27 protein-coding genes are annotated in these 23,563 nt (G+C 38.1%); 6 read left to right on the top strand and 21 right to left on the bottom strand.

Going from position 1 to position 23,563, the window contains the following annotated elements; translation table 11 throughout:
- Positions 1 to 136: 136 nt before the first annotated feature.
- Both N693_RS0103190 and N693_RS0103185 read right to left on the bottom strand, forming a co-directional pair.
- Positions 137 to 1,171: a serine hydrolase gene (locus N693_RS0103190; protein WP_025783335.1), complete on the bottom strand. Its 1,035-nt coding sequence runs from the start codon at positions 1,169 to 1,171 to the stop codon at positions 137 to 139.
- Between the two features lie 215 nt (positions 1,172 to 1,386).
- Positions 1,387 to 2,307 carry an HNH endonuclease gene (locus N693_RS0103185; RefSeq protein WP_025783334.1) on the bottom strand — a complete coding sequence of 307 codons (921 nt, stop codon included), beginning with the start codon at positions 2,305 to 2,307 and terminating at the stop codon, positions 1,387 to 1,389.
- 239 nt (positions 2,308 to 2,546) lie between these two features.
- On the opposite strand from N693_RS0103185, the gene N693_RS0103180 reads away from it, so the two are divergent.
- Complete coding sequence (locus N693_RS0103180; protein WP_025783333.1) at positions 2,547 to 2,870, top strand: hypothetical protein; 324 nt, start codon at positions 2,547 to 2,549, stop codon at positions 2,868 to 2,870.
- 260 nt (positions 2,871 to 3,130) lie between these two features.
- Entirely contained in the window at positions 3,131 to 4,081 is a 951-nt protein-coding gene (locus N693_RS0103175) for a polysaccharide deacetylase family protein (RefSeq protein ID WP_081760070.1), read from the top strand.
- A gap of 150 nt (positions 4,082 to 4,231) precedes the next feature.
- Here N693_RS0103175 and N693_RS0103170 read toward each other — a convergent pair whose 3' ends face one another.
- From N693_RS0103170 to N693_RS0103070, 19 genes are all read right to left on the bottom strand, one after another.
- Positions 4,232 to 4,882 carry a hypothetical protein gene (locus N693_RS0103170; protein ID WP_025783331.1) on the bottom strand — a complete coding sequence of 217 codons (651 nt, stop codon included), beginning with the start codon at positions 4,880 to 4,882 and terminating at the stop codon, positions 4,232 to 4,234.
- A gap of 65 nt (positions 4,883 to 4,947) precedes the next feature.
- Positions 4,948 to 5,880 carry an HD-GYP domain-containing protein gene (locus tag N693_RS0103165; protein ID WP_025783330.1) on the bottom strand — a complete coding sequence of 311 codons (933 nt, stop codon included), beginning with the start codon at positions 5,878 to 5,880 and terminating at the stop codon, positions 4,948 to 4,950.
- Between the two features lie 407 nt (positions 5,881 to 6,287).
- The gene (locus N693_RS0103160; RefSeq protein WP_025783329.1) at positions 6,288 to 6,896 is read right to left on the bottom strand and encodes a DUF4352 domain-containing protein; all 609 of its coding nucleotides are present in this window, start codon (positions 6,894 to 6,896) and stop codon (positions 6,288 to 6,290) included.
- A 44-nt stretch (positions 6,897 to 6,940) separates the two neighbouring features.
- Positions 6,941 to 7,495: an antirestriction protein ArdA gene (locus N693_RS19580; RefSeq protein WP_081760037.1), complete on the bottom strand. Its 555-nt coding sequence runs from the start codon at positions 7,493 to 7,495 to the stop codon at positions 6,941 to 6,943.
- 596 nt (positions 7,496 to 8,091) lie between these two features.
- A complete protein-coding gene (gene asnB, locus N693_RS0103150) occupies positions 8,092 to 9,942 on the bottom strand; it encodes an asparagine synthase (glutamine-hydrolyzing) (protein WP_025783327.1) in 1,851 nt (616 codons plus the stop codon).
- A gap of 54 nt (positions 9,943 to 9,996) precedes the next feature.
- Positions 9,997 to 11,313 (bottom strand): type I glutamate--ammonia ligase, encoded by a 1,317-nt coding sequence (glnA, locus tag N693_RS0103145; protein WP_025783326.1) that lies wholly within the window; start codon positions 11,311 to 11,313, stop codon positions 9,997 to 9,999.
- A 22-nt stretch (positions 11,314 to 11,335) separates the two neighbouring features.
- Positions 11,336 to 12,223, bottom strand: a complete 888-nt coding sequence (gene dapF, locus N693_RS0103140) for a diaminopimelate epimerase (protein WP_025783325.1) — start codon at positions 12,221 to 12,223, stop codon at positions 11,336 to 11,338.
- A gap of 16 nt (positions 12,224 to 12,239) precedes the next feature.
- Entirely contained in the window at positions 12,240 to 13,478 is a 1,239-nt protein-coding gene (locus N693_RS0103135; protein WP_025783324.1) for an LL-diaminopimelate aminotransferase, read from the bottom strand.
- 419 nt (positions 13,479 to 13,897) lie between these two features.
- Positions 13,898 to 14,686: an AraC family transcriptional regulator gene (locus N693_RS0103130; RefSeq protein WP_025783323.1), complete on the bottom strand. Its 789-nt coding sequence runs from the start codon at positions 14,684 to 14,686 to the stop codon at positions 13,898 to 13,900.
- A gap of 328 nt (positions 14,687 to 15,014) precedes the next feature.
- Positions 15,015 to 15,221 carry a hypothetical protein gene (locus N693_RS0103125; RefSeq protein WP_025783322.1) on the bottom strand — a complete coding sequence of 69 codons (207 nt, stop codon included), beginning with the start codon at positions 15,219 to 15,221 and terminating at the stop codon, positions 15,015 to 15,017.
- A 1,091-nt stretch (positions 15,222 to 16,312) separates the two neighbouring features.
- On the bottom strand, positions 16,313 to 16,489 hold the full coding sequence (locus N693_RS20130) for a hypothetical protein (RefSeq protein WP_156028856.1): 177 nt from the start codon (positions 16,487 to 16,489) through the stop codon (positions 16,313 to 16,315).
- Between the two features lie 697 nt (positions 16,490 to 17,186).
- The gene (locus tag N693_RS0103105) at positions 17,187 to 17,561 is read right to left on the bottom strand and encodes a hypothetical protein (RefSeq protein WP_025783319.1); all 375 of its coding nucleotides are present in this window, start codon (positions 17,559 to 17,561) and stop codon (positions 17,187 to 17,189) included.
- A gap of 153 nt (positions 17,562 to 17,714) precedes the next feature.
- Positions 17,715 to 18,170, bottom strand: a complete 456-nt coding sequence (locus tag N693_RS0103100) for an N-acetyltransferase (RefSeq protein WP_025783318.1) — start codon at positions 18,168 to 18,170, stop codon at positions 17,715 to 17,717.
- 107 nt (positions 18,171 to 18,277) lie between these two features.
- Complete coding sequence (locus tag N693_RS0103095) at positions 18,278 to 18,922, bottom strand: hypothetical protein (RefSeq protein WP_025783317.1); 645 nt, start codon at positions 18,920 to 18,922, stop codon at positions 18,278 to 18,280.
- 95 nt (positions 18,923 to 19,017) lie between these two features.
- Positions 19,018 to 19,287 carry a hypothetical protein gene (locus N693_RS0103090; protein WP_025783316.1) on the bottom strand — a complete coding sequence of 90 codons (270 nt, stop codon included), beginning with the start codon at positions 19,285 to 19,287 and terminating at the stop codon, positions 19,018 to 19,020.
- 173 nt (positions 19,288 to 19,460) lie between these two features.
- Entirely contained in the window at positions 19,461 to 19,742 is a 282-nt protein-coding gene (locus N693_RS0103085) for a hypothetical protein (protein ID WP_025783315.1), read from the bottom strand.
- An 88-nt stretch (positions 19,743 to 19,830) separates the two neighbouring features.
- Entirely contained in the window at positions 19,831 to 20,115 is a 285-nt protein-coding gene (locus N693_RS0103080; protein ID WP_025783314.1) for a hypothetical protein, read from the bottom strand.
- 106 nt (positions 20,116 to 20,221) lie between these two features.
- Positions 20,222 to 20,473 carry a hypothetical protein gene (locus N693_RS0103075; protein ID WP_025783313.1) on the bottom strand — a complete coding sequence of 84 codons (252 nt, stop codon included), beginning with the start codon at positions 20,471 to 20,473 and terminating at the stop codon, positions 20,222 to 20,224.
- Between the two features lie 99 nt (positions 20,474 to 20,572).
- Positions 20,573 to 21,118, bottom strand: a complete 546-nt coding sequence (locus N693_RS0103070) for a GNAT family N-acetyltransferase (RefSeq protein ID WP_253271149.1) — start codon at positions 21,116 to 21,118, stop codon at positions 20,573 to 20,575.
- A gap of 315 nt (positions 21,119 to 21,433) precedes the next feature.
- Between N693_RS0103070 and N693_RS0103065 the strand changes: the two genes are divergently transcribed.
- From N693_RS0103065 to N693_RS20360, 4 genes are all read left to right on the top strand, one after another.
- Positions 21,434 to 21,916 carry a DUF2975 domain-containing protein gene (locus tag N693_RS0103065; protein ID WP_025783311.1) on the top strand — a complete coding sequence of 161 codons (483 nt, stop codon included), beginning with the start codon at positions 21,434 to 21,436 and terminating at the stop codon, positions 21,914 to 21,916.
- Complete coding sequence (locus tag N693_RS0103060) at positions 21,900 to 22,406, top strand: DUF2975 domain-containing protein (RefSeq protein ID WP_081760034.1); 507 nt, start codon at positions 21,900 to 21,902, stop codon at positions 22,404 to 22,406. Before N693_RS0103065 ends, N693_RS0103060 begins: the two co-directional genes overlap by 17 nt.
- A gap of 10 nt (positions 22,407 to 22,416) precedes the next feature.
- On the top strand, positions 22,417 to 22,635 hold the full coding sequence (locus N693_RS0103055) for a helix-turn-helix transcriptional regulator (protein WP_025783309.1): 219 nt from the start codon (positions 22,417 to 22,419) through the stop codon (positions 22,633 to 22,635).
- 108 nt (positions 22,636 to 22,743) lie between these two features.
- Positions 22,744 to 22,929 carry an IS3 family transposase gene (locus N693_RS20360; protein ID WP_081760031.1) on the top strand — a complete coding sequence of 62 codons (186 nt, stop codon included), beginning with the start codon at positions 22,744 to 22,746 and terminating at the stop codon, positions 22,927 to 22,929.
- Positions 22,930 to 23,563 lie beyond the last annotated feature (634 nt).

Below are 23,563 nucleotides of genomic sequence, written 5' to 3'. Positions count from 1 at the left end.
TTTAAGTGTACTGGGCAGCTTTGAAACAATTCCAAATCGCGATAAGAAACGATTTGGAATTGAACAGTATTATAGCGGTAAAAAGCTATCAGGAAAAGTAAATATGACTTCCCCAATAGCCCTAAGTACGTTCTTATTATATTTTCAACTCTAGTACTCCCTCAATTTCCTTCAACATCGCAAACGCACCGTCAGATTTATTGGAACACACGACAATCATCGCTTCTTCTTTAGGTGCATAAGCAGCGCGGAAGTTGACGCCAGGGTCGTAACCCATCTGAATATATTTGACGACGTTGTGCTGATGATCTACTTTCATGTAGCCGCCATATCCGTAATAGATCAGCCTGTCTTCATCTACTACTTCACGAGGTTTCACTAGATTCGCGGTCATTTCTTCAGACAGCAACTTCTTCGTTGTCAGAGCATCCCAGAACTTCGCCATGTCTGAAACAGTTGTGTATGCTCCACCATCTGGACCGCCTTTAGCTGGCAATGAGTAGATATTGGTCTTCCAAGTGCCAGTGGCATTTTCAATATAGCCGAGCGCTGTTCGTGCAGGCAATCGATCCATCTCGAAGTATCCGGAGTCTTGCATGTCTGCTTTTCGGAAGATCCGATCTTCTACAAATTCAGTAAAGCGGATCTTAGCTACATGCTCAATGATGAGTCCTAGCAAGATGTAGCCTGAATTGTTGTATTGAAACGAGCGGCCAGGTTCTGCTTGCATAGGTTCATGTTGAAAGAGCGGAAGGAAATCCTTTGGTGAACGCACGTTGTATGCTGAACGTTTTTCCCACAGTTCCTCATAATCTTCCATGACGTCTTCGTTGAAATAATCCGGTACACCCGATGTATGCGTCAGTAGCTGGTGAATCGTAATCTCGCTGTTGAAATGAGGAAATTCAATAGCGACGCAATCGCTTAGTTTCGAGTCGAACGTGAGCTTTCCTTCTTCAATAAGCATGCAAATTGCGGTTGCTGTGAAGATCTTGCAGCCGGAAGCAATTGAAAAACGTGTGTTAAGCTGATTTTCTATTTTGTCTGACCAGTTTGCGTATCCGTGGCTACCTGTGATGATGTTATCCCCTTTCCGACCATAAAAGGCACCGGAAAATGAGAGTTCCTTTTGCTTTTCATCCAAATAAGTTGAGATGGCTTCTATATTCATACTGATTCCTCCTGGATTCCTTATTATTTGTTGTATTGCTCGTTAAAAAGGAACCCAATAATGTTGTTCATACCATATAACGAATCACACGAATTCACTCTCTGCCGATTAATGTTACTGCCATTGTACAAGAGACCAATAAGCATTCCAATTCTATTCTGAATATTAATTATACTGTTTCACTACTCAGATACTTCAGCTGTTTCAAACAAAAATTATTCCTTAAATATATGCTTCTTATGCCACTTCAAATAAGGTTTATTCTCCTCGGTTCTACTCACCCGCAACTTTCCATGAAGACCATACTTGTTGTAATCCTCTTCAGGGATACTCGCTGAAATATGAATCTTCCCTTGCCCATCAAATGCAATTAGACCATTGTTATACAAAGCATCATGGTTGCGACACAGTAAGATTCCATTGTTTGGATCAATACGCTCGTTGTTGCTGCTGTCTTTCCATGGTTTTGCGTAGCTTGCCTGAAGCAGTTCGAGCAACTCGATGTCGCAGAGTGCGCATTTATCGTTCCAAAGTGGCATGAGTTCGTTTCGGAATCGCTGGTGGCCAAGTCGGACTTTCGTTTTTGCTTCTGCTTCGGTTTCAGCGAGGATTGGAGTGAGGAAATCGTGTTCCGTCTTTCGCACGGTTCCCAATACAAATTCCAATTGCTCTTCATCGATTTCGTAAATGTTCAAGTCGCTGATTAGCTCTACTAGTTTAATGGTGAGTTCATCGTTGCACGGATAGAGATAGCCCTGATTTCCATTGGCATTCTCTTGAAACGGTGAATACTTTACAGGCAGAAGTGGGAGAATCTCATCGAAAACATCTATGATGGTTAATGGCTTATCAAATTCATAGTAATCTGCCTCTACTAGATAGCCTTTATCGTTTTCATTGCCTGGTAGATGAATTGGGGTTGGCTTTCGTTCTTCCCTGTATCCGGTTTTCGCTATACTAATTGCGACAATATCCCCTTTTACATAATGGAAAATACGATCTCCCACATTGACTTCTTTCATCCGTTCCCAGAAATGCTGGACATTTCCTGCACTGTCTTGTTGCAAGGACCAGAGAATTCCTAATTCTTTCTCTTCGTGATAAGTACGTCCTTGCATCACTATGTAACTTTGCATATGGTGTCACTCCTTTACGAACTGGTGCGTGTCCAACTACTTTAATTGTAGCTGTTAATGAAGGAAGTTGCATCTTTAGGCATTGAGATTCCAATGCAACTTTACGTTTGAATTTGGTGTAGGAAATTCGCTAACTGTGGTATTCTGGTTCTAATACAAATCGGATACACTCGGGTGGATACTAATGGATTTTATAGGAAATATGTGAGTTAACCAGCAAAAAAGGGAGGAGGAAAAACATGGACAAGGAATTAATCAACACGTTGAAATCCGTCTTGGATGACGCTCTCCAGCCTATACATCATCGTTTAGATAGGATGGACCAACGTATTGGTAGTTTGGAAGTTGAGCTAAAAGAGTTTCGTTCGGAAACGAAGACTGCTCTTCAACTTATTCAAAGTGGGCAGAGGGGCACGCGAGAAGAAATGACGCAGCGTTTTAATGAGACCCATGAAGGATTCAAAAGAATAGAAGCAGATATTAAGTTCGTGAATCATAAGACCGCGGATCATGAAATAAAATTTAATCGTCTAGAAAGTGAATCGAAAGAAAATCGTCAATAACGTTTTTCAAGGATCCATTTTGCTTCAATGTGTCTGGCCGAATCTGTCAAAACAAACAGATTCGGTCTTTTCGTATTCTCTATATACCTACAATCTAGAAAAACTCGTCAAAATGACTCAATCGTCCAAAACCATCATTGTAGACGATGAGCATTTATTCAAAAAAGCCTTGGAATACAAATGTACTTTCAGTTTCAGTATTAATAGTCAAACTACGGGCATACCAGAATAGATTGACTACAACTTCTATACTGGAGGTTATTATGAAACAATTTGTTCTAATGGTGTTTGTAATAATAATTTGCTTAGCTATCATAATTGTTGGCAATGAAAAAAATCCCGCTTTAAAAGAAACCATGATGGCGACAGACGGTGGAACTGATGTTTCTACAAAAGCAATCCAATCCTATGCAAAGGAGTATGAAATAAAGCCTATCGATGCGAAGATTGACCGGGTGTGGAAGGCCATTCCAGGATACAACGGTTTGACTGTCGACATCGAGAAGTCCTATCAAAAAATGTTAGATAACAACAATTTCAATACTGAACATCTCGTCTTTAAAGAGGTTTCCCCAAAAGTTCATCTAGAGGATCTTCCTCCTTCACCTATTTATAAAGGCAATCCTGAAAAACCGCTAGCCGCGTTATTAATCAATGTTGCATGGGGCGAGGAGCATATACCAAATATGTTAAAAACGTTAAAAGAGTCTGATGTAAAGGCTACTTTTTTCTTTGATGGCAGTTGGGTGAAACGGAACCCCGACATTTTAACAATGATCAGTCTTGAGGGACATGAGATCGGTAATCACGCTTATAGTCATCCTGATCTCGCCAATCGTTCTCGTGAAGAAACATGGGTTGAATTAGAGAAAACAAACGAGGTCATTGAAGCGACATTGGGCGTAAAACCGAAGTGGTTTGCACCGCCAAGCGGGAGTTTTAATCAGGTGACTATTGACGTTGCACATGAACTGAAGATGAAAACCATCCTTTGGACGACGGACACGGTCGACTGGAAAAAACCAGAAACGTCTGAGATGGTCACACGAGTTTTATCAAAGATTGAAAATGGCTCCATGGTACTTATGCATCCCACAAAACCAACAGCTGAGGGGCTTGCTGCAATAATTGAAGGGATCAAAAAGAGAGGAATCCATCTAGGTACGGTGAGTGATTTAATGAGCGAAAAGCGGGTGGATTCATACAAATAGTACCCATGAACACAATTTTCGTGATTGGTGAGAAACTGCTTCTGAGTGCTGTAATTATATGTGTTATCCAATATAACGCTTTTGACTCGTGTAATAGTCCAACGCCTATTATTTATTAATGGAGTTTTTAAAAGTCCAATCATTAAATGATTAATGGGCGTCATTCATATATCGATTATAAAGAATTCGAGCACCGTCCATACAGTCAGCGTAGAGCTTTCTGACTTCCGAATCGGTACATAATTTGATGTAACTTTCATCCTCCAAGATGTGAATTACTGGTTTCATTTCAATGTAATATTGAGGATCCGGATGGTCTTTATGTAACAGATGTTTATACTTTTCTAAAAGAACGATATAGGTGTTGTCGAGTAATCTATAATCACATTTCAATTTTTCTTGTGTGTAAAATCGTTTAATCTCATGTGCGAACGATTTGCTGTCTTTAAAGTAAATTGGAGTAGCAGGGGAATAATAATAGTTCTGATTGTTGTACTGACGTTTTTCGATATGCAGTCTGTGCCACTCGGACACTTCTTTATAGTTAGCACCAAGTACTTTGTACATGCTCGATACGGTGCTGATAGGCTGAATAGAGACAAAATTAAAAATTGCAGCATTCTCTTCAATATCATCTATTGTCGTAATTGAACACCAGCTTATGTAGTTATTGTCCACCGTTCCGAGGATACACACTTGTTGATCAGCACTAATATAAACGTCAAAAGAAATTTCTCTCTCGCTAATATCGTAGTTAGGCTGGACTACATTTTGTTGTGTTATCATATTATGTGTTTTCATACTCATCCTCCAGTTTGTATTGGATGACTCCGATTTAATTTAACGTGCTCTTATACTTTCGGAGGTTACTTCCATCTATTTTGCTTTTTCTCCAGCACAGCAAGGAATGCATCCACAGCTTTTGGATTGAGTTGCGTCCCTCTCCCTGCAACTAGTTCTTGTATGGCATCTTTGATGGGTAATGCTTTTTTGTAAGCACGTTCCGTGGTCATTGCGTCAAACGAATCGACAACGCTAACAATCGATGCTTCAAGTGATATCTCGTCACCCTTCAGTCCAAACGGATACCCTTTACCGTCATATCGTTCGTGATGTTGTTCTACAATGAAGGCTGATTTCCTTAGCATGTCCACTTTATGATTGCGCATCATTTTAGCACCCTTAATTGTATGAGCTTTCATAATATCCCATTCTTCAACTGTCAATGATCCTGGCTTGTTAAGTATTTCTAATGGCACCATGAGTTTTCCAATGTCATGAAAATACGCTCCCCATCTTAGCGTCTGCAAAAGACTTGTTGGCATATCGAGTTCCGTCCATACTTCAATAGAGTAGTTCTTGATTCGATTGCAATGCATATAAGTATAACCGTCCAGTTTTTCAATTGCATCCGCTTCTTCTTGTAAAACTTGTGTTTCAAAAAAATCAGGTTCAAAAATTTCAACAGTGGTTTTAATTAGTATTTCCGCATCCGACAAAGCGTGAAATAATATAATTTTTTCATACTGTGATGCGTCAATGGTTTCTCCCAATTGAAAATCACGACGTATTCCTTCATATAATATCTCAACAGTTCCGTTTAAAAGCGTATACTTTTCAACAACTCCAACATCTGTATCTACGTTAAACTGAACCCATAAGTTTTCTCCTTTGTGTAACGAATACAACGCATTAGATAATCCATCCCATTGCCCGAGTAAAATCACATCTGCATACCCCAGATGAAGTTCGGGATACCCCTTCGCATCATAATTACTATACGATTGTTTCTTTGTCATGTTTACCCACCCCCAGTAAATAGTCCGAACGATATTCAACTATCATTACACCGCAAGTATAACAAAGCTTTAAAAAGTTGCATATCTATCCATAAACTACGATAAGACGAAATTATGTTTTCCACACTTCAATATATTTCCATTCAGTATCATATGAAATAATGGATGCTTATTCACAAAGTACTGATTCCCAAAGTGATACCAACAAAACGCCTTGCCTGCTAGTTATTAGAAGTTAACAAGATAGAATGCAAAATTAAGTAGAAAGTAAAAATAGAGCCCACTGAAAAGTAGTATGAAATATGATGGTGAAGCTTATCGAATAATAGTTCAAGAATTATTGCACAAAAAAAATGGTGATTTGAAAGGTTAGACCTAACAAACCACCATCTATTTATTATCAATACTTACTGACCAATCTTAATGAGTCCCGTTTCAGTACCGAAGAATCCAGTCTGTACCTGTAACATTAATTCAGGGTTTGCAATTAATTCATCGGATACATCAAAGACTACAACGCCCGTTGCTGATAAATCAGGGTTTACTTGCTGAAGGAAGAAATCAGTTGCTTCGTTCGCATAGATGGATGCAGTACTATCAGCATCATATGTTTTTTCCCCAGCTTTAATTTGGAAGAATGACGTATCAGTTGTGATTGATTCATTACCTATGTTTTTAACAGTTACATTAACAAGTAAGTACGTACCTTGTGCATTTTGTCCGTATTCGCCACCAACATTCTTTGCCGTTGATGTGCTATTTACTGTGAATTCAACCTTGCCTACTTTGACAACTTCACCTATTCCAGCAACCTTTTCTTCTTTCTTTTCAGGCTTTGCCTTTTCTGGCGTTTCAGCTTTTGCAGGTTGTTCTTTTACGGGATTTGTATCAGAAATTTTAGCTTCATCGTCTCCGCTAGTTGATACTGCAATCACAACAATTATTGCAAGAATCCATACCCACCATTTTTTATAAAATGGTTTTTTTGCTTTTGCATTTGATTGTTTATTAGTCATGTTATAATTCCTCTATTCTGCGTATGTGTGTTGGTGTAAAAGCTTTAATATGTGATGTAATAACCAATATCAGATAAGTCTATGTATTCACCTGTGTTTAACCAATTGAATGCAAGTTTTTCCATATCAACGAAATCCAAGACTTCTTTAGGGATTTCATAAGAGAGAAAACCTTCGTCATTAAGGTAGTGCCCAAGTTCTTTCAAACTATGACAATTAAAAGCCATGTACTTTCCATCTTGATGTACTTGTATTACCTGTTCTAATTCCAATTTTTTCGTTTTGGCTATTAGGGCGATTATTTGTCTTTCTGATTCTGCAACCCCTTCAAGATACTGCATTATACGATTCAACTCATAGATGTCATCGTACTCACCAACTTCAATAGGGAAGGAACTTTCATAATCATGAATGAGTATCCCCTTATTAATCCCCAGCACTGCATTCAGGTGAGCATCAATCGTTTCTTTTTCTGTTGGAAGCGAAATCCATTCCCCCACTAAATTACCTGCCTTATTCTCTGCAAGATTTACCGTGTACAGATTCAGCATGTGTTTTTTCACATCCTTTCTTTTTGGAGTGGGTTGACGTCCGTGCATGCCAAAAACTAGTAGACTGAAAAAATATTGAAACAAAGTGTAAACAAAATGTAATCAATTTGTAAACAACGTAATCAATATACCATTTCAACATTTATATACATAGATGTAATATTTGGTAATTTATTTAGCTTGATTTTTTCAAAAAATATACTGTACCTCTTATTTTTAGACACGTACGAAAAGCTATTTGGGTTCCTACAAATCGGATATCCTGATAACATTTCTACAGCTTAATCAAAGGCCACAATTTAGGATAAACTTACCGTCGTTCGTACTCTATAACACGTTGAAACTGAACAGGACGAATACTGATCATTTATTCAAAAAAGGACGTGCAATGTGTAGAATCGTTTTATTTTCTAACGCATTGTCCAAAATGCAAAAAACACGTCAATCCCCCATTTATAAAGGGTTTGACATGTTTTTTTGTAATGCTTGTGTAATACCTTTAGAATGTGAAATTCCAGTCGCAATCTGTTCAACAGAACGCATTGGAACAGAGCATGCTAAAAAAATATTTTACTGAAAAACACCTACACTTTTATTTAGAAGTGGGTGATCTGCCTTAGTGTTATTACAAAAACCACTGAAGATTAGTTATCAATAATGTTTATGTTGTAATTTTCTAGCCACATATTTATTTGGGCTAGGTGAGCGATGAATTGGGGGCCGGTCATAAGTTGACCGAACCAAGGATCTTTAAATGAGGACCCGTCTGAATCGAGTATGTCTTTGACTTTTTGTTTAGACACGAGTTCTAGTAATGGGGATGTCTTATTTTCTAGGATGTTAGTCAACTTAGTTTTAACGAGTTTCATATAGATGTGATGATGTGTTTTAGGGTACGGACTCTTTTTCCGATAAAGAATTTCATTTGGTAGTACTCCGTCTAACGCCTTTCGTAATATCCCCTTTTCTTGACCGTTCAACATTTTCATTTCCCATGGTATGTTCCAGGCATATTCAACGATACGGTGATCAGCGAACGGAACCCGTACTTCTAAACTCGATCCCATACTCATGCGATCTTTTCTCTCCAGAAGCGTAGACATAAACCAAATCATATTTAAATATGACATTTCCCGGCGCCGCATTTCTATTTGGGTTTCCCCTCCTAGATGAGGCACTTCCCTTATCGTTTCATGATAACGTCCCCTCACATACCCTTCTAAATCGAGTTTCTTTTGCCAATGCGGAAGCAACAGCTGCTGTCTCTCCGATTGGGAGCGTATCCACGGAAACCCCTTTCCATGTAGCGATTCTTCTTTATAGAACCATGGATATCCGCCAAAGATTTCATCTGCACACTCCCCAGATAAAGCAACGGTATAATCTTGTTTTATCTGTTCGCAAAACCATAACAATGAGGAGTCTACGTCGGCCATCCCAGGTAAATCTCTCATCATTACAGCTTCTTCCAACAGATTTACTAGCTGATCATTTTTTATAATAGCCGAGTGATGAATAGACCCCAAATGTTGTTGCATTTTCTGTATCCATGGCTCATCTTGATCAGGCTGAAAGGAGCTCGCTTTGAAATGTTGATTGTTTTGCTCGTAGTCTATTGAATACGTGCGAAGGGTATCGCGTCCCTCTTTTTTGAAGAAGTCCGAAGCAAATGAACTAATCGCACTCGAATCTAATCCTCCAGATAGGAATGTACAAACAGGTACATCTGCAACTAACTGGCGCTCAACGGCATCCTTAACAAGGATTTTTACTTGTTCCGCCGTCTCTTCTAACGAATGATGATGCTTTCTGCTCTCTACATTCCAATAACGCCAAATTTTCAAGCCATTTCGATTAAAAGTCAGTGCGTGGGCTGGGCGAAGTTCATGAATGCCCCGAAAAATACCATGACCAGGCGTTCGAGATGGTCCTAACCCAAACACTTCCTGCAAACCATCCCGGTCCACCTCCGTTTTCACTTTAGGATGTGCCAGTATTGCTTTAATCTCTGAACCAAACATGAGCGATCCATTTTCTTCACGGTAGAACAGAGGTTTAACACCTAGGCGATCTCTTACCATAAATAGCTGCTCTCGGTGTTGATCCCAAACTGCGAAAGCAAAAATTCCATTTAGATGCTTTACGCAATCTTCTCTCCACTCGATATATGCCGTTAATAACACTTCCGTATCGGAATAAGACTGAAAAGAGTGCCCCCTCTTCAATAATTCCTTTCTTATTTCTTCTGTATTATAGAGCTCGCCATTATATACGATTGTAAAAGTATGATTGTTTTTTTCTATTACCATCGGCTGTGCACCTCCAGCAGGATCGACAACTACAAGCCGCCTGTGACCAAATAACAGATGACGCGAACTCCATATATTAGAAGCATCCGGACCTCGTTTCGCCAATGTATTTGTCATCTTTTCCACAATGGAACCTTGCTGTGACAAATCTTGATGCCAATCAATCCAACCCGTTATTCCACACATAAACTTTTCTCCTTCATATTAAATTTTTCAACCTTTTTTTATTCATTCGTACTACTACAAATAATGATCGCGTTCCCATGCGTGTACTTGTATCCTATACCTATCGCATTCGATTTCTTTTGCTTCAATAAACCGTTCCAACAAATGTCTACCTAGGGAGTGAGCAATCACTTCGTCCTCTTTCAAATTCTTGAGTGACTCATCTAAATTAGATGGTAAATCAATAATTCCACACTTTTCACGTTGTTCTTTTGACAACTCATAGATGTTTTGGTTGATCGCCTCAGGAGGTGTTAACTTATTTTTTATACCATCCAATCCCGCAGCTAATAGGGCAGCCATAGCCAAATATGGGTTCGCGGAAGGATCCACACTACGAACTTCTACACGTGTACTCATTCCACGAGATGCAGGAATTCTAATTAATGCACTTCTGTTTCTTGCTGACCAGGCCACATAACATGGAGCCTCATACCCAGGAACTAGCCTTTTGTAAGAATTAACCGTAGGATTTGTTATTGCAGTAAAAGCCTGTGCATGCTTCAGAATTCCTGCCACAAAATGTCTTGCAGTATCACTTATTTCTAGCGAACCGTCAGGATCATAAAAAGTATTTTGGTCTTGTTTGAATAAGCTCAAGTTACAATGCATTCCAGATCCATTTATGCAAAATACCGGTTTAGGCATAAATGTCGCGTGTAGTCCATGTTTATGGGCAACGGTTCTCACTACAAGTTTAAAGGTTTGAATATCATCACAGGCTTTTAAGGCACTAAGGTATTTAAAGTCAATTTCATGCTGACCTGGTGCTACTTCATGGTGGGAAGCCTCAATCTCATACCCCATTTCTTCCAGTTCCGAGACGATATCACGACGGCAGTTTTCCCCTAAGTCAATTGGTGAAAGATCAAAATAACCGCCATGATCATTCAATTCCAGTGATGGGTCACCCTTGTCATTGAGTTTAAATAGGAAGAATTCTGGTTCCGGTCCAACATTAAAATCCGTAAACCCAAGTTCTTTCATGTCGTTTAAAATTCTTTTTAGATTACTGCGAGGATCACCTGCAAATGGCGTTCCATCTGGATGATGAATATCACAGATGAGACGTGCAACTTTTCCTTTTTCCGCTGTCCAAGGTAAGACAATAAATGTATCTAAATCCGGGTATAAATACATATCCGATTCTTCGATACTTACAAACCCTCCAATTGATGAGCCATCAAACATCATTTTGTTATCGAGTGCTTTTGGCAACTGACTGATTGGGATCTCAACATTTTTAGTTGTTCCGAATAAGTCTGTAAATTGTAGGCGAATGTACCTTACAGAATGCTCCTTTGCCATTTCTAAAATCGATTGACTGTTCATATGAATTCCCCCATTTTTTTATTTACTTTTCTCTTTCATTGATCATCGAACTGTAGCTATTGGTGTATGTCACCAATTCTCCGTGGCAAATATATGTTGCTTCTCCTCTTTTCCACACGTGGCCATGTTCATCCCATCTTACTGTCAAGTCTCCTCCGGGAAGGTGAACTATTATCGGAAGATTCCTTTCCAACATACCGTTTAATGTAGCAGCCACTACCGCAGCACACGCCCCTGTTCCGCAAGCCATCGTAATTCCGGATCCCCGTTCCCACACTCGATACTCAATTTCTTGGCTGTTTATCACAGTAACAAAGCCGACATTTACTCGTTCAGGAAATAAATCTGAGCATTCAATTACGGGCCCTATAATTTCTAACGGTACTTTTTTTACATCATCTGCAAATAAGATGGCATGTGGATTTCCCATGGATACACAAGTCAATTGATAGACATCGTCTCCAAAGGAATGTGGCTCGTTCACAGATACCGTGCATGGATCACCTTGCATCGGTATTTTACTTTTAATTAATTTGGGCTCCCCCATATCGACAGTTACATATTGAACCTGCTTTTCTTTATCCTCCTCCACCTCAACACTCATTACCCCACCCAACGTTTCAATGGTAAAAGATGATGTTGTCGCGTACTTTTGATCAAATAGAAGCTTTGCTACACATCGTAAACCGTTGCCACAATTCCTACCCTCCGATCCATCCTCGTTAAAAATTCTCATTCGAAAATCCGCTATGTCCGAAGAGCATATTAGAATGATGCCATCAGACCCTATACCGAAACTTACATTAGAGACTATTTGAGCAAGTTGACTATAGTCTTGATACTCCTTTGCAACACCTAATTGGTTGAAAATCACAAAGGAGTTCCCCAATCCATGCATTTTAGTAAACATCTTCTCCCCCCCTTTTTTAAAAGATGAACTTGGATGAATTCAGCCTTACTTTGATCTCATCGATTACACGCGCTTCCTCCTCAACGCCTTCTGCTTGAAACGTAACTGAAAATCGCACATAGTGGCCGGCATCATCCCACGGAACGCTGGATATTAAATGTTCACGTATTAAATATTGGCTAAATTCTTCTGCTGACTGAAATTGCGGGCCGTTTGCGATCGCTTTTGGGATCTTTGTATATAAGAAAAATGAACCTTTTGGTCTTTCAGCTTTGAAGCCGCACTCCTGTAATGCTTTAACCAACAGATCGAGTCGACGGGAATACTTCACGGCAATCTGTTCTGTAATTTCTGGATGAGCAAGGGCATATGCCGCTGCTTTTTGTATGGCAATAAATTGGCCAGAGTCACTATTGTCCTTTACATTCATAAATGCTTTGATAAGCTTCCAATTTCCTGCTAGAAAACCGATGCGCCAGCCTGTCATATTGAATGATTTGGATAATGAGTGAAGCTCGATTCCAACATCCTTTGCCCCTGGTACAGAAAGAAAGCTTAGCGGCTTTTCATCATAGAAAACAAGAGCAGCATAAGCGGCATCGTGCACAACGATCAATTGGTTTTTCTTTGCAAATTGAACAACTTCCTTAAAGAATTCCTCAGTTGCTATAGCTCCTGTCGGGTTGTTCGGATAATTCAAGTACAGTAGCTTCGCTTTTTTTAGAATACTTTCATCCAATGAATCTAGTTTTGGCAGAAATGAATTTTCCTCCAATAGCGGCAGATGGACAACTTCTCCTCCGTAGTATTCTGTATGAGTACCTAAAATAGGATAACTTGGCGAAGGCATAAGTGTAATATCACCAGGGTTAATGAAGGCTGCAGGAAACAGCGCGAGTGCCGTCTTTACCCCGATCGTATGGGTGATCTCTGTATCCGGATTGAGATCATCCACACCAAATACATGTTTCATATAATTTGCCGCAGCTTGCTTAAACTCAATAATCCCATTATCTGCATACATACGATTTTCAGGTTTCATTGCTTCTTCCGCCAATGTTTTCACAACTGCTTCATTTGCCATTGCATCAGGCTCGCCAACGCCAAGGTCGATCAATTTCATATGAGGATTTGCTTGCAATGCCTCTTTTTTAGCTCTCCTTATTTTTTCGAACTTATAGGTTTCTTCCTTCAAACCAAATTGCGGACCCCCTATACGGTCTGCAAACAGGCGTTGTACATAATCAGTTGACATATCCGTACCTCCTAATTTTTCAAGCCATCTTGTTCGTGATGAACTTCTTGCATCATAAGAGCATGCCGCTTTTCAATCGTTTTTGTGTAAATATATTAGCTACTTAAACCATACCCAGACTAAAACAGTATTTTTAGTCGGATTAAATCGGTAGTCTACAGATAAAATTGGAGTAAGATTATTTTTACCAATTACGCAGTCTGCAAGCATCTTGCTCAAACTAAGGATCTTACAGGCCTTTTGTTTACTGTGTATATGTTTTGAATTTGGAATCTCTTCGACAGCTTAAATTCATTTTCTACTTGTATACTATCAATAATAAGGTGAATTTGATTTAGACCAACCGATTAAATATTTGAACTTTTTGGTAGTACTGAAAAGTGACAATAAAAATAGCCAGGCATGAGAGCCCGGCGTGTTCAACGAATTTCAGAAGGATTTTTTCCTGTGTACTTTTTAAATTGTCTGCTAAAAAAATGGACATCGCTATAGCCAAGGACACACGCAGTCTCTGTCACTGTCAACCCTGCATATCGAAGCAAATGTTCCGCCCGTTCAATTCGCGAACGAACAATATAGGTTTTAACTGTATGGCCCATGATCTGTTTAAACATCCGAGAAAAATATCTTGGAGAAAGGTGGGCACGAGCTGCTAAACTTTCTATCGAATGTTGTTCCCCGGGATGCTGCTGTATATAGTTGGCCATTCCCCGGACAATTTCCAGCAAGCTATCACTCGCAACATTCCTTTGCTCTACCTGTTCTTCAGCTTCTCGCAATAGGTGAATCATGAGTTGCTTTAAAATGAGCTTTGCCTCGATTTCCATTCCAAATGGCTTCTCTAATAACAAACGAACGTATCGAGTTAAGAGCGATTCAAGGTTGACCGGATTTGCAAATACCCGATGGGCGGTGGGGATTATTTGTGGTGTTTCAGTCACATCAAAATGAATATAAGTTATTACTAGGGGGGATTGGGGTGTATGCGTAGCTGATATGACTTCTCCATGTTTAAATAGAAAACAGTGTCCTTTTTGTACATCATACAGCTTACCATTCAGTAGCAATGTTCCTTCCCCGCTCCAAACATAAAATACACCATAATTAGGGAAGGTTTTATCTCGTTTTTTCCATTGCCAGGTTGGTTCACAATGAATCGTAGCAAATACAGGTTTCAAAATAAATTGATCTGGATTCAAATTTAACACGCAGCACCCCCTATTATTAAGTAAATCTTTTTAAGCAATTACTTAATACTGCTCGTCTATCTTCTGTCTACAATTGATCCTATGTAAGCTTACTAGATAAAACTTGCTAAAATTCCTATCTAAAAAAAAGATTTGAGTTCGTCCTTAAAAAACGCACCTATTCTACTGAACCTTCATTTTTCAATGACGCCAATTTCATAGCCTTCGTACAAGTCTTGACTTTCCCTTCCCCACATCAGATTATGAATCGCCAGGACTTCAACGTTCTCGGCTGGAAATTCCCCGACCTTGAACTGGTATCGATCACTTCAGTTTCAACATTCTCTGGCTACAGGTCATACACTGCTTTTGTTTCTACGACTTTACTAATAACCCAACTATCAGGATCAATATCCACTACTATCTGCAGGCGCAACTTCCCCTCTTTCTTCGGAACTACCCTAAACACCAACTTTTCTTTCTCTTGTCCAATCGACTCACCGGTTTCTTTGTCAGTAATGTCAACGATGATGTGTTTGCCCGTTGTTCTTTTCATTAGCCTCACATCACTTTTTTCGGTAAGTGATCTTCACATAAAAAGCATTTATTGCCACTTGGTGTTCAGTCAAAGCTGCCGGTTCTGTATAGTCGGATATCTCGCCTGGTCCTGAGAGAGTCTATTTTTCGAACGTTTTCTCGGAATCAGGATTCGTATCATCGCTCATATCAAAAACCAGAACAGAAATAAATATGATAGCTGCTAGTAGCACTGCACCTAAATAACTTTTTTCACGGTCAATCCTACTTTCATTTTTGAGTCTTTGACATCCTAACACCGATTACAAAGATGATGTGAGAAAAACAAAGGAATCAGCACTTTCAAGATTATCCCAATAGCAGATACGATGTTGCCTTTCATCATGCTCTGTTTGACTTCTTTTTCTACTGCTGTACCTTGTCGGTGTTCCTTAGCTAACTGCTGGAAAGGCAAGGTTTTTATTAGAGGAGGCATCCCTTTCCGTATTGACATACAGAACTGTCCATGTTCACTTACGAAATGCCCGCCGATTGGCATACTCGGTGCAAAGTGGACAAACACTTATCTGTCTGTTCTGAGCGTCTCGGTACGCTCGCATGTCCGCAGTCTTGCGCTTGCAGAAGTAGCAAGTCTTCGGCGAACCTCCAATGACAGCTTTACATTTATCCTTGATTCTCGTAAAAATCGTCATCCAGATATCCCCCCCTAGTCTCTTGGTTTGCTAACATATTTTAAGGTTCAGTTCCTATTTCTCATAATCTTACTACTCTGTTTGCTTTACCGCCAACCCATCAATCCGGATGACTAGTAGAGTAGTCTGTAAAAATCTAAACATAAAGTACAAGGAGAAAGTCTCTGTACATGAAAATTTCGTGTTTGTTTAAACATTTATGATTGTTAGTCTCACAGGCAAACAAACACTCATACCATAACCATCTATGTAACGGAACATCACTTTTATAGTCTCGGTACTGCATATTACGGTCCGGGTGCGTCATTAAAAAGACCGTCAGTAACCTTATCGTCCGGATGCGACATAAAAAAGCCAACAATTAGTATGTTGACTTCAGTAATACATATTCAACAATCACCCCCCGATGGTTGAAGTATTAAAAAGGACTAGTGTTTTGGTCAATCCGTCCCACTTCCCGTAAAGCATCGCTTTCTGCTGAGTTCTGATTCAATGACTTTTCCTGTTCTTCAAAATTGCGTTTTCGTCCAGTCAATAAATCCACGAGATAGGCACCTACAATCACAGCCACGAAGAAACCCCAGAAAATCCACATTTATATCCCTCCCTTCTTTTTAATACATACGTAGTATTTAGATAAAAGTTACATTTAACTTTAATTCAACCAAATTGCCCGATAGTTGAATAACAGTATTTCTTCCATAGTACCATAATAAACCAATTTAGAGTATTTAAAAAACACCTAATATCAGGTGTTTTTACGACATGTTATGGTCCGAATGCGTAATCAACAATCGCCCCCGATTGTTTTTAATTTAATAAGAACTACCGCTAGAGATATCATTGGTTTTCTTTCGCTTAATCGAGAAGATTATAGATATGATAAATATTAAGCAGAATAAATAAAAGTCGTATTGGAATAATAATTTTTCCTGTCTTTTAACTGCAAAAATTACCTTTGCAATAATTACTCCTAATGCACAGAGCGGTATAGAAAACCCTATTATAAAAGACTTTAATTTCCCCATAATATTCACCTCTTTGGCCAGTTTCTTGAATGTATCCTTTATAAATCCTACTCTGCGTTGCTTGGAACGGAAGACGGAGGACTCCGAAGGGATCAGCGTGCGTCTTGAGACCCACAGGGTGCACGATTGAGGCTCAAGCCACGCCCCTCGGAAAGCGTTCCGTCTAGAGTGCAAAGCAACAACTTGGTTGTTAGATAATGGCCCAATTCTAGAACACCTCTATGCCGATATTGCACCCGAATGGTGAATATGAATGAGTTGTCCTTAAAAAGTAAAATGTTCTTTAAAAATCTGTTTAAAGTAAGGCTTAAAATCAACTTCAATCATTTGTTGAGAGTCGTCATTAACAACTGTTAATAACACACTTGAATGGTCTTTCTTATCTACTGTAATTTCAAATTTATCAACTCTTTTTAGGTTCAAAAGTGATAAAAATCTGTTTGAAGAACGTTGAGTTACTTGTATTTTCACTTCACCATATGAGGGAGAAATTGTAACAATAAAGTCTTCCTCACCATTAGAAAATCGATATGTTGCTTCATTATAATAAAATGGCAAGTTTTTCGAAGTGCTATCTAATAGCATTGGTTCACATTCAAACAATGAAAGAAAGTCGTTTTCTTCTGGAAATATAGTCATTTTGCTATCACCTTTTTATCATTATTCCAGCATATTCTTCTTCACTATCATTTAACGACTATGTAATTTAAGTAATAATTAAATGAAATGGTTCTCTCGATGAATTCGTACAATTCCTTTATCCTGCAATCGCGCCCTATTCTGGCATATTGATTATTCCTTTTCTGGGTGCAGTGACTTCACCATCGTGTAATAACTGCTTCCAGGAGGATAATCTTTCACTTCTCCAACAACTTTATAACCGTGTGATTCATAGAATGATCGAGCTTGGAATTCAAACGTCGTTAACATTACCTTCGTTGCTCCTTTTTCTAGAGCTATTTCTTCTGTTGTACTCAATAACGAATCGCCTAACCCATTACCACGAAAATTTTTATCAAACCAAAAGTCATTGACTTCAAGCCAATTCCAATAGACTTCCGCAGTAATTCCACCAATCCATCTGCCTTCATCATTAGTTACGATGATATTTATTGGCTGTACTGATTCTTTTTTTCTTGCATTTTTATGATGGATTGAATGTTCATTATTGAATTCCCTTATCTTAGTATTTAAGAATGTTGAAAACTCTTCGTTGTTTTCCAATGATACTTCTATGCTATTTTTCATTTAACTACTCCCCCTAGATATTAACTTGGATGTTAAACAATCTGGTTCTATTCTTGAACAACCTGTTCGGTTAGCGCCCCTATTCTGACACAAGCTAACACCATATATCATAAAAAATATGCATACGCGGTATGATTATCTTTTGGGAAATTTCTCACATTTTTAATTACATTGTTGTAATCCATTTCTAAGAAATAGATAGCTTTACTCAAAACATCGTAAAAAAATGGAGTGAATTCAAGATCTTTGAATACAAACACTTCAATTTGTTCTTCATTATTTCGATAAGCTTCAAATATTCTGTGGTTTCCATTGATACAATAAGGTTTATCGTCCGTCAGAAATTTACTCTGAAGTACCATTACAGGATTCTTATGATTTATTTTTATGTTACCTGTATTTGTATTTATATTACCTTCTTCAACAGAAGCTATAATTTTTGAAGGTTCAAAAGTTATCGGCTTGATACTCTTTTCTTTTATAAGTGAAGTGGCACCATCTATATCTAAAGCGTACTCAAACACTCCTGTCGGAAATTCCGCATATAAGGAGAACGTCTCCTGACCAATGGGATGGACTACTGGATACATTTCATCTTTAAGGGGCAGGTTGACAATTTCAGTCCACTTTGAAGCAACTTCCGCTCCATATTTCGATTCATTCTCCATTTCCTTTATACGTGAATTAAAATGTTGTATAGGTTTAAATTGCTGTGACTCATTCTCATAGTATTCAATTTTACTTTCAACCATAAGTACTCACTTCTCTCTACTACTTTTTTTAACTTGCCTTATTGCGGCATGATCCTTATCCCACAATCGCCACCGTTTGAAGAATATTTTTTTACTCACGCAAAGTTTGCACCAAACCAGAAAAAGAAAATCATCACACCTACATTACAGAAAGTGAATATGGCAGCTATACTAGGAATCAATTTCCGTTCGTACTTGGATGTAAATGTTAAAATACCCATTAAGACAGACACGACGTTTCCTACCAATATAAGAAGAATTATAAGCCCTGTCAGCTTTTCTTTTGTAGCTACTCCAATTGGATCTAATAAAAACATAAGTATCGTAACTATTACGCTAACATTCAAAAAACATAACTTTTCCAAGAATGATGCCTCGTTTTCAAAAAATCTCCTCCAGATAGAATCAATACTTGTTATTTAATAGTGGTTTTGAACTTAAAATGGATGGCCTCCGATTGTTATTCAAAATGGCCCTATTCTTGAACAACCTTGTTCGGTAAACGCCCCCGTTAAACGAGGAAGGTGTGAGTCGTTCCCTATTTTGTTCCAACTAACTTTTTTTCCATAACGATTGCCATTAAAAATGAAACGACTGCAAAACCGACTAAAAAGAAAGCCAGAAACAAATAGGCTACCCCTTCAAATCCTCTAACCATGACAAAGCCAATGTAAAATAAAACATTAGCTGCTATAACTGTTACGATTCCTGGGATATTTCTTATTGGTAGAGAAAAATTCTTTTTGATTAAGCCCCAAGTGATCAACAATACAATACTTCCTGATATAACAGCCACTAGAAAAGGTACTAAAATCATCATTCTAATCAATCCTTTTTATTAAATTATCATAGTGCTTCAAAATTGACCGATTGCCGCACAAACCTTATGCCAGAATTGAGCCCGATTGCTATAAGATGATTTTTAACCAAGTTAATATATAGACAAACATAAATGGCTCAATTAATACAAGCCAAAGTAAAATAATGAAAAAGGTCACAAATGATATTATTTTCATTACACCATTTTCCCTTTTGAAAAAAGCGATAAAACTTAAGAAAATACCAAGTACTAAAAAGATATATCCCGCTAAAACAACAGTCTTAATTATTTCAGTTGCCATCCAATTGACCGCGAATGCCAATAATCCAAAAACTATAAAAACAATTGACCATGTACTAAAAGGTCTCTTCAAGTAAAGCAACTCCCTATTAATACCGCACATTTTGGCTCGTTTAAAGCACAACCCTTATTCATTTATTGCGCCCGATATCGAGTTAAGAATACTCAGATTTTAATTCTCAGATATTTAATTTCATGTAAATCATTTTTAATAATACAAGCCCAAAACCAATTGCAATAAAACCTAGAGAACGTTTTAGATTCACTTTTTTCTGTAAAAAGATCATAACTAAAGCGTATCCTACTAGTAAAAACCACTGAATATTGTCTGATAGATGCAAGAGGCTAGTTACACTGACAATGACTAGAATAATCATAATATGAATGCCATCAATTTCTTGGACGCCCTTTTTCTTCACTTCTCCGTCCATAAAATCCTCCCCTTCAAAAACTCTGCATAATGGCCCTATTGCTTAACGAGAGCAAATCCTTGTTCCTGAATTGCGCCCTTTTATGGAAAAAACCTCGTTTTAAATAACAAAGGGATTATATAATTCTCCTTTCATCCTAATCACCTTACCATCAGCTTCTGGCCCAACCTCAACCATTCCATTATTTCGATAAAATCCAATTGCTGCTGTATTAGTAGGCGACACTCTCAGGTGGTATTCTTGAACAAAATTATCCTTGAAGAACTGTTTGGCATAATTGTGTAATTCCTTGCCCTTACCTAGCCCCCGTTCTTCTGGTATCAGATAATACAGATTTACATAGCCAATCCTTTTGCCTTGAAATTCTTTAACAGACAATTCAAGTTGCCCTATCACCTTACCGTCTTCCTCAATTAAAACAAAACCTTTCGGATGATTACAGGTTTTGTTCCTTAGCCAGTGAAGATAGTCTTCATCTTCACCAAAGCCCGTACTGTCACCGAAACTCACTTTAAAAGAATCCCTTCTAAATTTTATTACTATGTCACGATGCTTTTGTATATCAATTGGCTTAAAAAGAAGTATTTTAATCCCCTCCTTATTCCGCATAATGGCCCGATAGTTTAATAACGGTATTTCTTCCATCGTACCATAATAACCCATTTTAGAGTATTTAAAAAACACCTAATATCAGTTGTTTTTACGACATGTTATGGTCCGAATGCGTAATCAACAATCGCACTCGATTCTAGAATAAAAAAAGGTCAACTCAATTATCTAGACTAAAATAAATCGCATTTTAAATTCCTGTTTTAATCAAAAATGCTTTTTTATTTTCGCCCAAATTCGAAAGCAGTTTTTAAAACGATAATAATTCAACGAGGAACAATACTAATTTATTGTAAATCGATAAATAATTTGTTAAGATCATGTTGTCATTAAATATGTGAGGTGTTTTAAATGAATGTTAAACAAGGTTCAATCACTTTCTTAAAGGTAATTATTTTTCTGGCTGGAATTACAATAACTGCTATATGTATTTGTTTGCCTGGGATAGCCATTAGTGATGCAAAAGTACACCCAGATACGGCTTATTTCCTAATCCCTTTTTTAGTATGTGCATATGGATTCTGTATTACGTTTTCAGTTGCTTTGTATCAAGCATTTAAACTACTAACCTACATCGAAAAAAACAATGCTTTTTCTGAATCATCTCTTAAATCTTTGGAAGTTATAAAAAAGTGTGCTTTTACAGTCATTTTCTTTATTTTTTTAGGAATAGTAAACTTAAAGGTACTTGCTAAAATTACAGGAGATGACCCAGCAGGTCCTATTTCCCTAAGTCTAATGGGTATTTTTGCAACAATTACTGTTGCAACTTTTGTAACTGTTCTTCAAAAGCCCATTAAAAATCTCCTTTTAATAAATGAAGTCAAAATGTGAGGTGTCTATTTTGAGAGAAGTCACAACATTGTTTTTAAAAATAGCTGTTTTTATTATAGGACTACCGGTTCTTGCTTTATGTATATTTTTAGTACCTCATATGGCGAGTTTCGCAGCAAAATTGTATCCAAATATTGTCCCAATGAAATATCTCGTTTTCATCGTGATGTATGGAGCGGCTGTGCCCTTTTACTTTGCCCTCTATCAGGCTTTCAATCTTTTACGGTACATTGACAAGAACACAGCCTTCTCAGAATCATCTGTAAACACGTTAAAGAACATAAAATTTTGTGCGATTACAATCAGTTGTTTGTATGTACTAGGTTTGCCACTCTTTCATTTTATAGCGAAGAAAGTTGACCCTCCCATTGGAATAATGGGATTCATCGTAATTTTCGCTTCATTGGTTATCGCCGTTTTTGCTGCTATCCTTCAAAGGCTTCTTCAAGAAGCGATTAATATAAAATCAGAAAATGATTTGACGGTCTGAGGTGAATAACATGGCGATTATTATTAATATTGATGTGATGCTAGCTAAAAGAAAAATGAGCGTAACAGCACTTTCGGAGAGTGTTGGAATAACAATGGCTAACCTTTCTATATTGAAAAATGGAAAGGCAAAAGCGATTCGATTATCAACTTTAGAGTCGATTTGTAAGGCTTTAGAATGTCAGCCTGGAGATATTTTGGAGTACAAAAACGACGAAGATACTCAATAAAAACAGATAACTATTTTAACTAACTAATACGTAACTATTTTTAAGAACGGATTAGGAGCCTTCTAAGTATTAGGTGCCTGTGCAAGAAACTTTCATGTTTGTTTAAAGATTCATGATTGTTCCTCGCACCTATTTCATTATGCCCGCATTGAGTCAGTTCATGCGATATTGAGAAAAGAAGAAGTGTATCAAACTACTAATATCGACTTTGAAACATTACGTTTTGCCCTTTTTCACTACATTGAATCGTGGTACAACCGAAAACGGATTCATATTGGCCAATCAATTATTTAGCACCACAACAATTAAAAAGATTTATGCCGTAAAAAAGCTGCTTGATTAGAAGAGTAAATTTGGCTACCCGATTTACCCTACCTACACATTTTTTCATGACGACATCCAGGGGGTGTATTTCCTGTATCCAGCGAAAGCTGTCAAGTGCGGTCTTTCAATTGACTGGTTTCGTTGGTTACAGGACATTCCATGAATGGATGCGGTTCTAATACGTACTTAACTTTTTTGTGTCCAAGATATTGACGTAGATCCAAGTTAGTCTTGCCAACTCGACTTGTAGTCCAAAATTGAATTGTTTGTCTGAATGATGTGAATGTGTCCTGGGACATTCAGTTAATTGAAGTGCAGGACCGCGACTCCTGAGGATCAGCGAAAGCTGTCACGAAGAACAGCTTTTGCGAGTAAAAGCGAAGCGTTAGGAGCACATGTTTTCGAAGACCCCACAGAAAAAGCCGTAACGAAGAACGGCTTTTGCGAGCATAAGTGCAACGTTGGGAGCACATCTTTGCTTTCGAAGCGACGAGGAGGCTGAGGGCAAGCCCTCGGAAAGCGCCGTTCGGAACGGAGATAAACGTCCTGGTACCCATATTTTCCAGAATCAACGATGCCAATAGACAAAAGGGATGGAAATCAA

It is taken from the genome of Sporosarcina sp. D27, from assembly GCF_000586555.1.
Taxonomy (GTDB): domain Bacteria; phylum Bacillota; class Bacilli; order Bacillales_A; family Planococcaceae; genus Sporosarcina.
The sequence above is the reverse complement of the archived record's forward strand: the minus strand, read 5'-3'. Positions and strand labels throughout refer to the sequence as shown.

What these genes read in the sequence shown, in the direction of transcription:
- N693_RS0103060 (WP_081760034.1), top strand. Translation starts at nt 21,900, where the DNA reads ATGAAGTCAAAATGTGAGGTGTCTATTTTGAGAGAAGTCACAACATTG.
- N693_RS0103185 (WP_025783334.1), bottom strand. Translation starts at nt 2,307, where the DNA reads ATGCAAAGTTACATAGTGATGCAAGGACGTACTTATCACGAAGAGAAA.
- N693_RS0103070 (WP_253271149.1), bottom strand. Translation starts at nt 21,118, where the DNA reads ATGGAAGAAATACCGTTATTAAACTATCGGGCCATTATGCGGAATAAG.
- asnB (WP_025783327.1), bottom strand. Translation starts at nt 9,942, where the DNA reads ATGTGTGGAATAACGGGTTGGATTGATTGGCATCAAGATTTGTCACAG.
- N693_RS20130 (WP_156028856.1), bottom strand. Translation starts at nt 16,489, where the DNA reads ATGTGGATTTTCTGGGGTTTCTTCGTGGCTGTGATTGTAGGTGCCTAT.
- dapF (WP_025783325.1), bottom strand. Translation starts at nt 12,223, where the DNA reads ATGTTTACTAAAATGCATGGATTGGGGAACTCCTTTGTGATTTTCAAC.
- N693_RS0103135 (WP_025783324.1), bottom strand. Translation starts at nt 13,478, where the DNA reads ATGTCAACTGATTATGTACAACGCCTGTTTGCAGACCGTATAGGGGGT.
- N693_RS19580 (WP_081760037.1), bottom strand. Translation starts at nt 7,495, where the DNA reads ATGCACGGACGTCAACCCACTCCAAAAAGAAAGGATGTGAAAAAACAC.
- N693_RS0103085 (WP_025783315.1), bottom strand. Translation starts at nt 19,742, where the DNA reads ATGATGATTTTAGTACCTTTTCTAGTGGCTGTTATATCAGGAAGTATT.
- N693_RS0103160 (WP_025783329.1), bottom strand. Translation starts at nt 6,896, where the DNA reads ATGACTAATAAACAATCAAATGCAAAAGCAAAAAAACCATTTTATAAA.
- N693_RS0103165 (WP_025783330.1), bottom strand. Translation starts at nt 5,880, where the DNA reads ATGACAAAGAAACAATCGTATAGTAATTATGATGCGAAGGGGTATCCC.
- N693_RS0103105 (WP_025783319.1), bottom strand. Translation starts at nt 17,561, where the DNA reads ATGACTATATTTCCAGAAGAAAACGACTTTCTTTCATTGTTTGAATGT.
- N693_RS0103190 (WP_025783335.1), bottom strand. Translation starts at nt 1,171, where the DNA reads ATGAATATAGAAGCCATCTCAACTTATTTGGATGAAAAGCAAAAGGAA.
- N693_RS0103055 (WP_025783309.1), top strand. Translation starts at nt 22,417, where the DNA reads ATGGCGATTATTATTAATATTGATGTGATGCTAGCTAAAAGAAAAATG.
- N693_RS0103065 (WP_025783311.1), top strand. Translation starts at nt 21,434, where the DNA reads ATGAATGTTAAACAAGGTTCAATCACTTTCTTAAAGGTAATTATTTTT.
- N693_RS0103180 (WP_025783333.1), top strand. Translation starts at nt 2,547, where the DNA reads ATGGACAAGGAATTAATCAACACGTTGAAATCCGTCTTGGATGACGCT.
- N693_RS0103075 (WP_025783313.1), bottom strand. Translation starts at nt 20,473, where the DNA reads ATGGACGGAGAAGTGAAGAAAAAGGGCGTCCAAGAAATTGATGGCATT.
- N693_RS0103125 (WP_025783322.1), bottom strand. Translation starts at nt 15,221, where the DNA reads ATGAAAAGAACAACGGGCAAACACATCATCGTTGACATTACTGACAAA.
- N693_RS0103095 (WP_025783317.1), bottom strand. Translation starts at nt 18,922, where the DNA reads ATGGTTGAAAGTAAAATTGAATACTATGAGAATGAGTCACAGCAATTT.
- N693_RS0103170 (WP_025783331.1), bottom strand. Translation starts at nt 4,882, where the DNA reads ATGAAAACACATAATATGATAACACAACAAAATGTAGTCCAGCCTAAC.
- N693_RS0103100 (WP_025783318.1), bottom strand. Translation starts at nt 18,170, where the DNA reads ATGAAAAATAGCATAGAAGTATCATTGGAAAACAACGAAGAGTTTTCA.
- glnA (WP_025783326.1), bottom strand. Translation starts at nt 11,313, where the DNA reads ATGAACAGTCAATCGATTTTAGAAATGGCAAAGGAGCATTCTGTAAGG.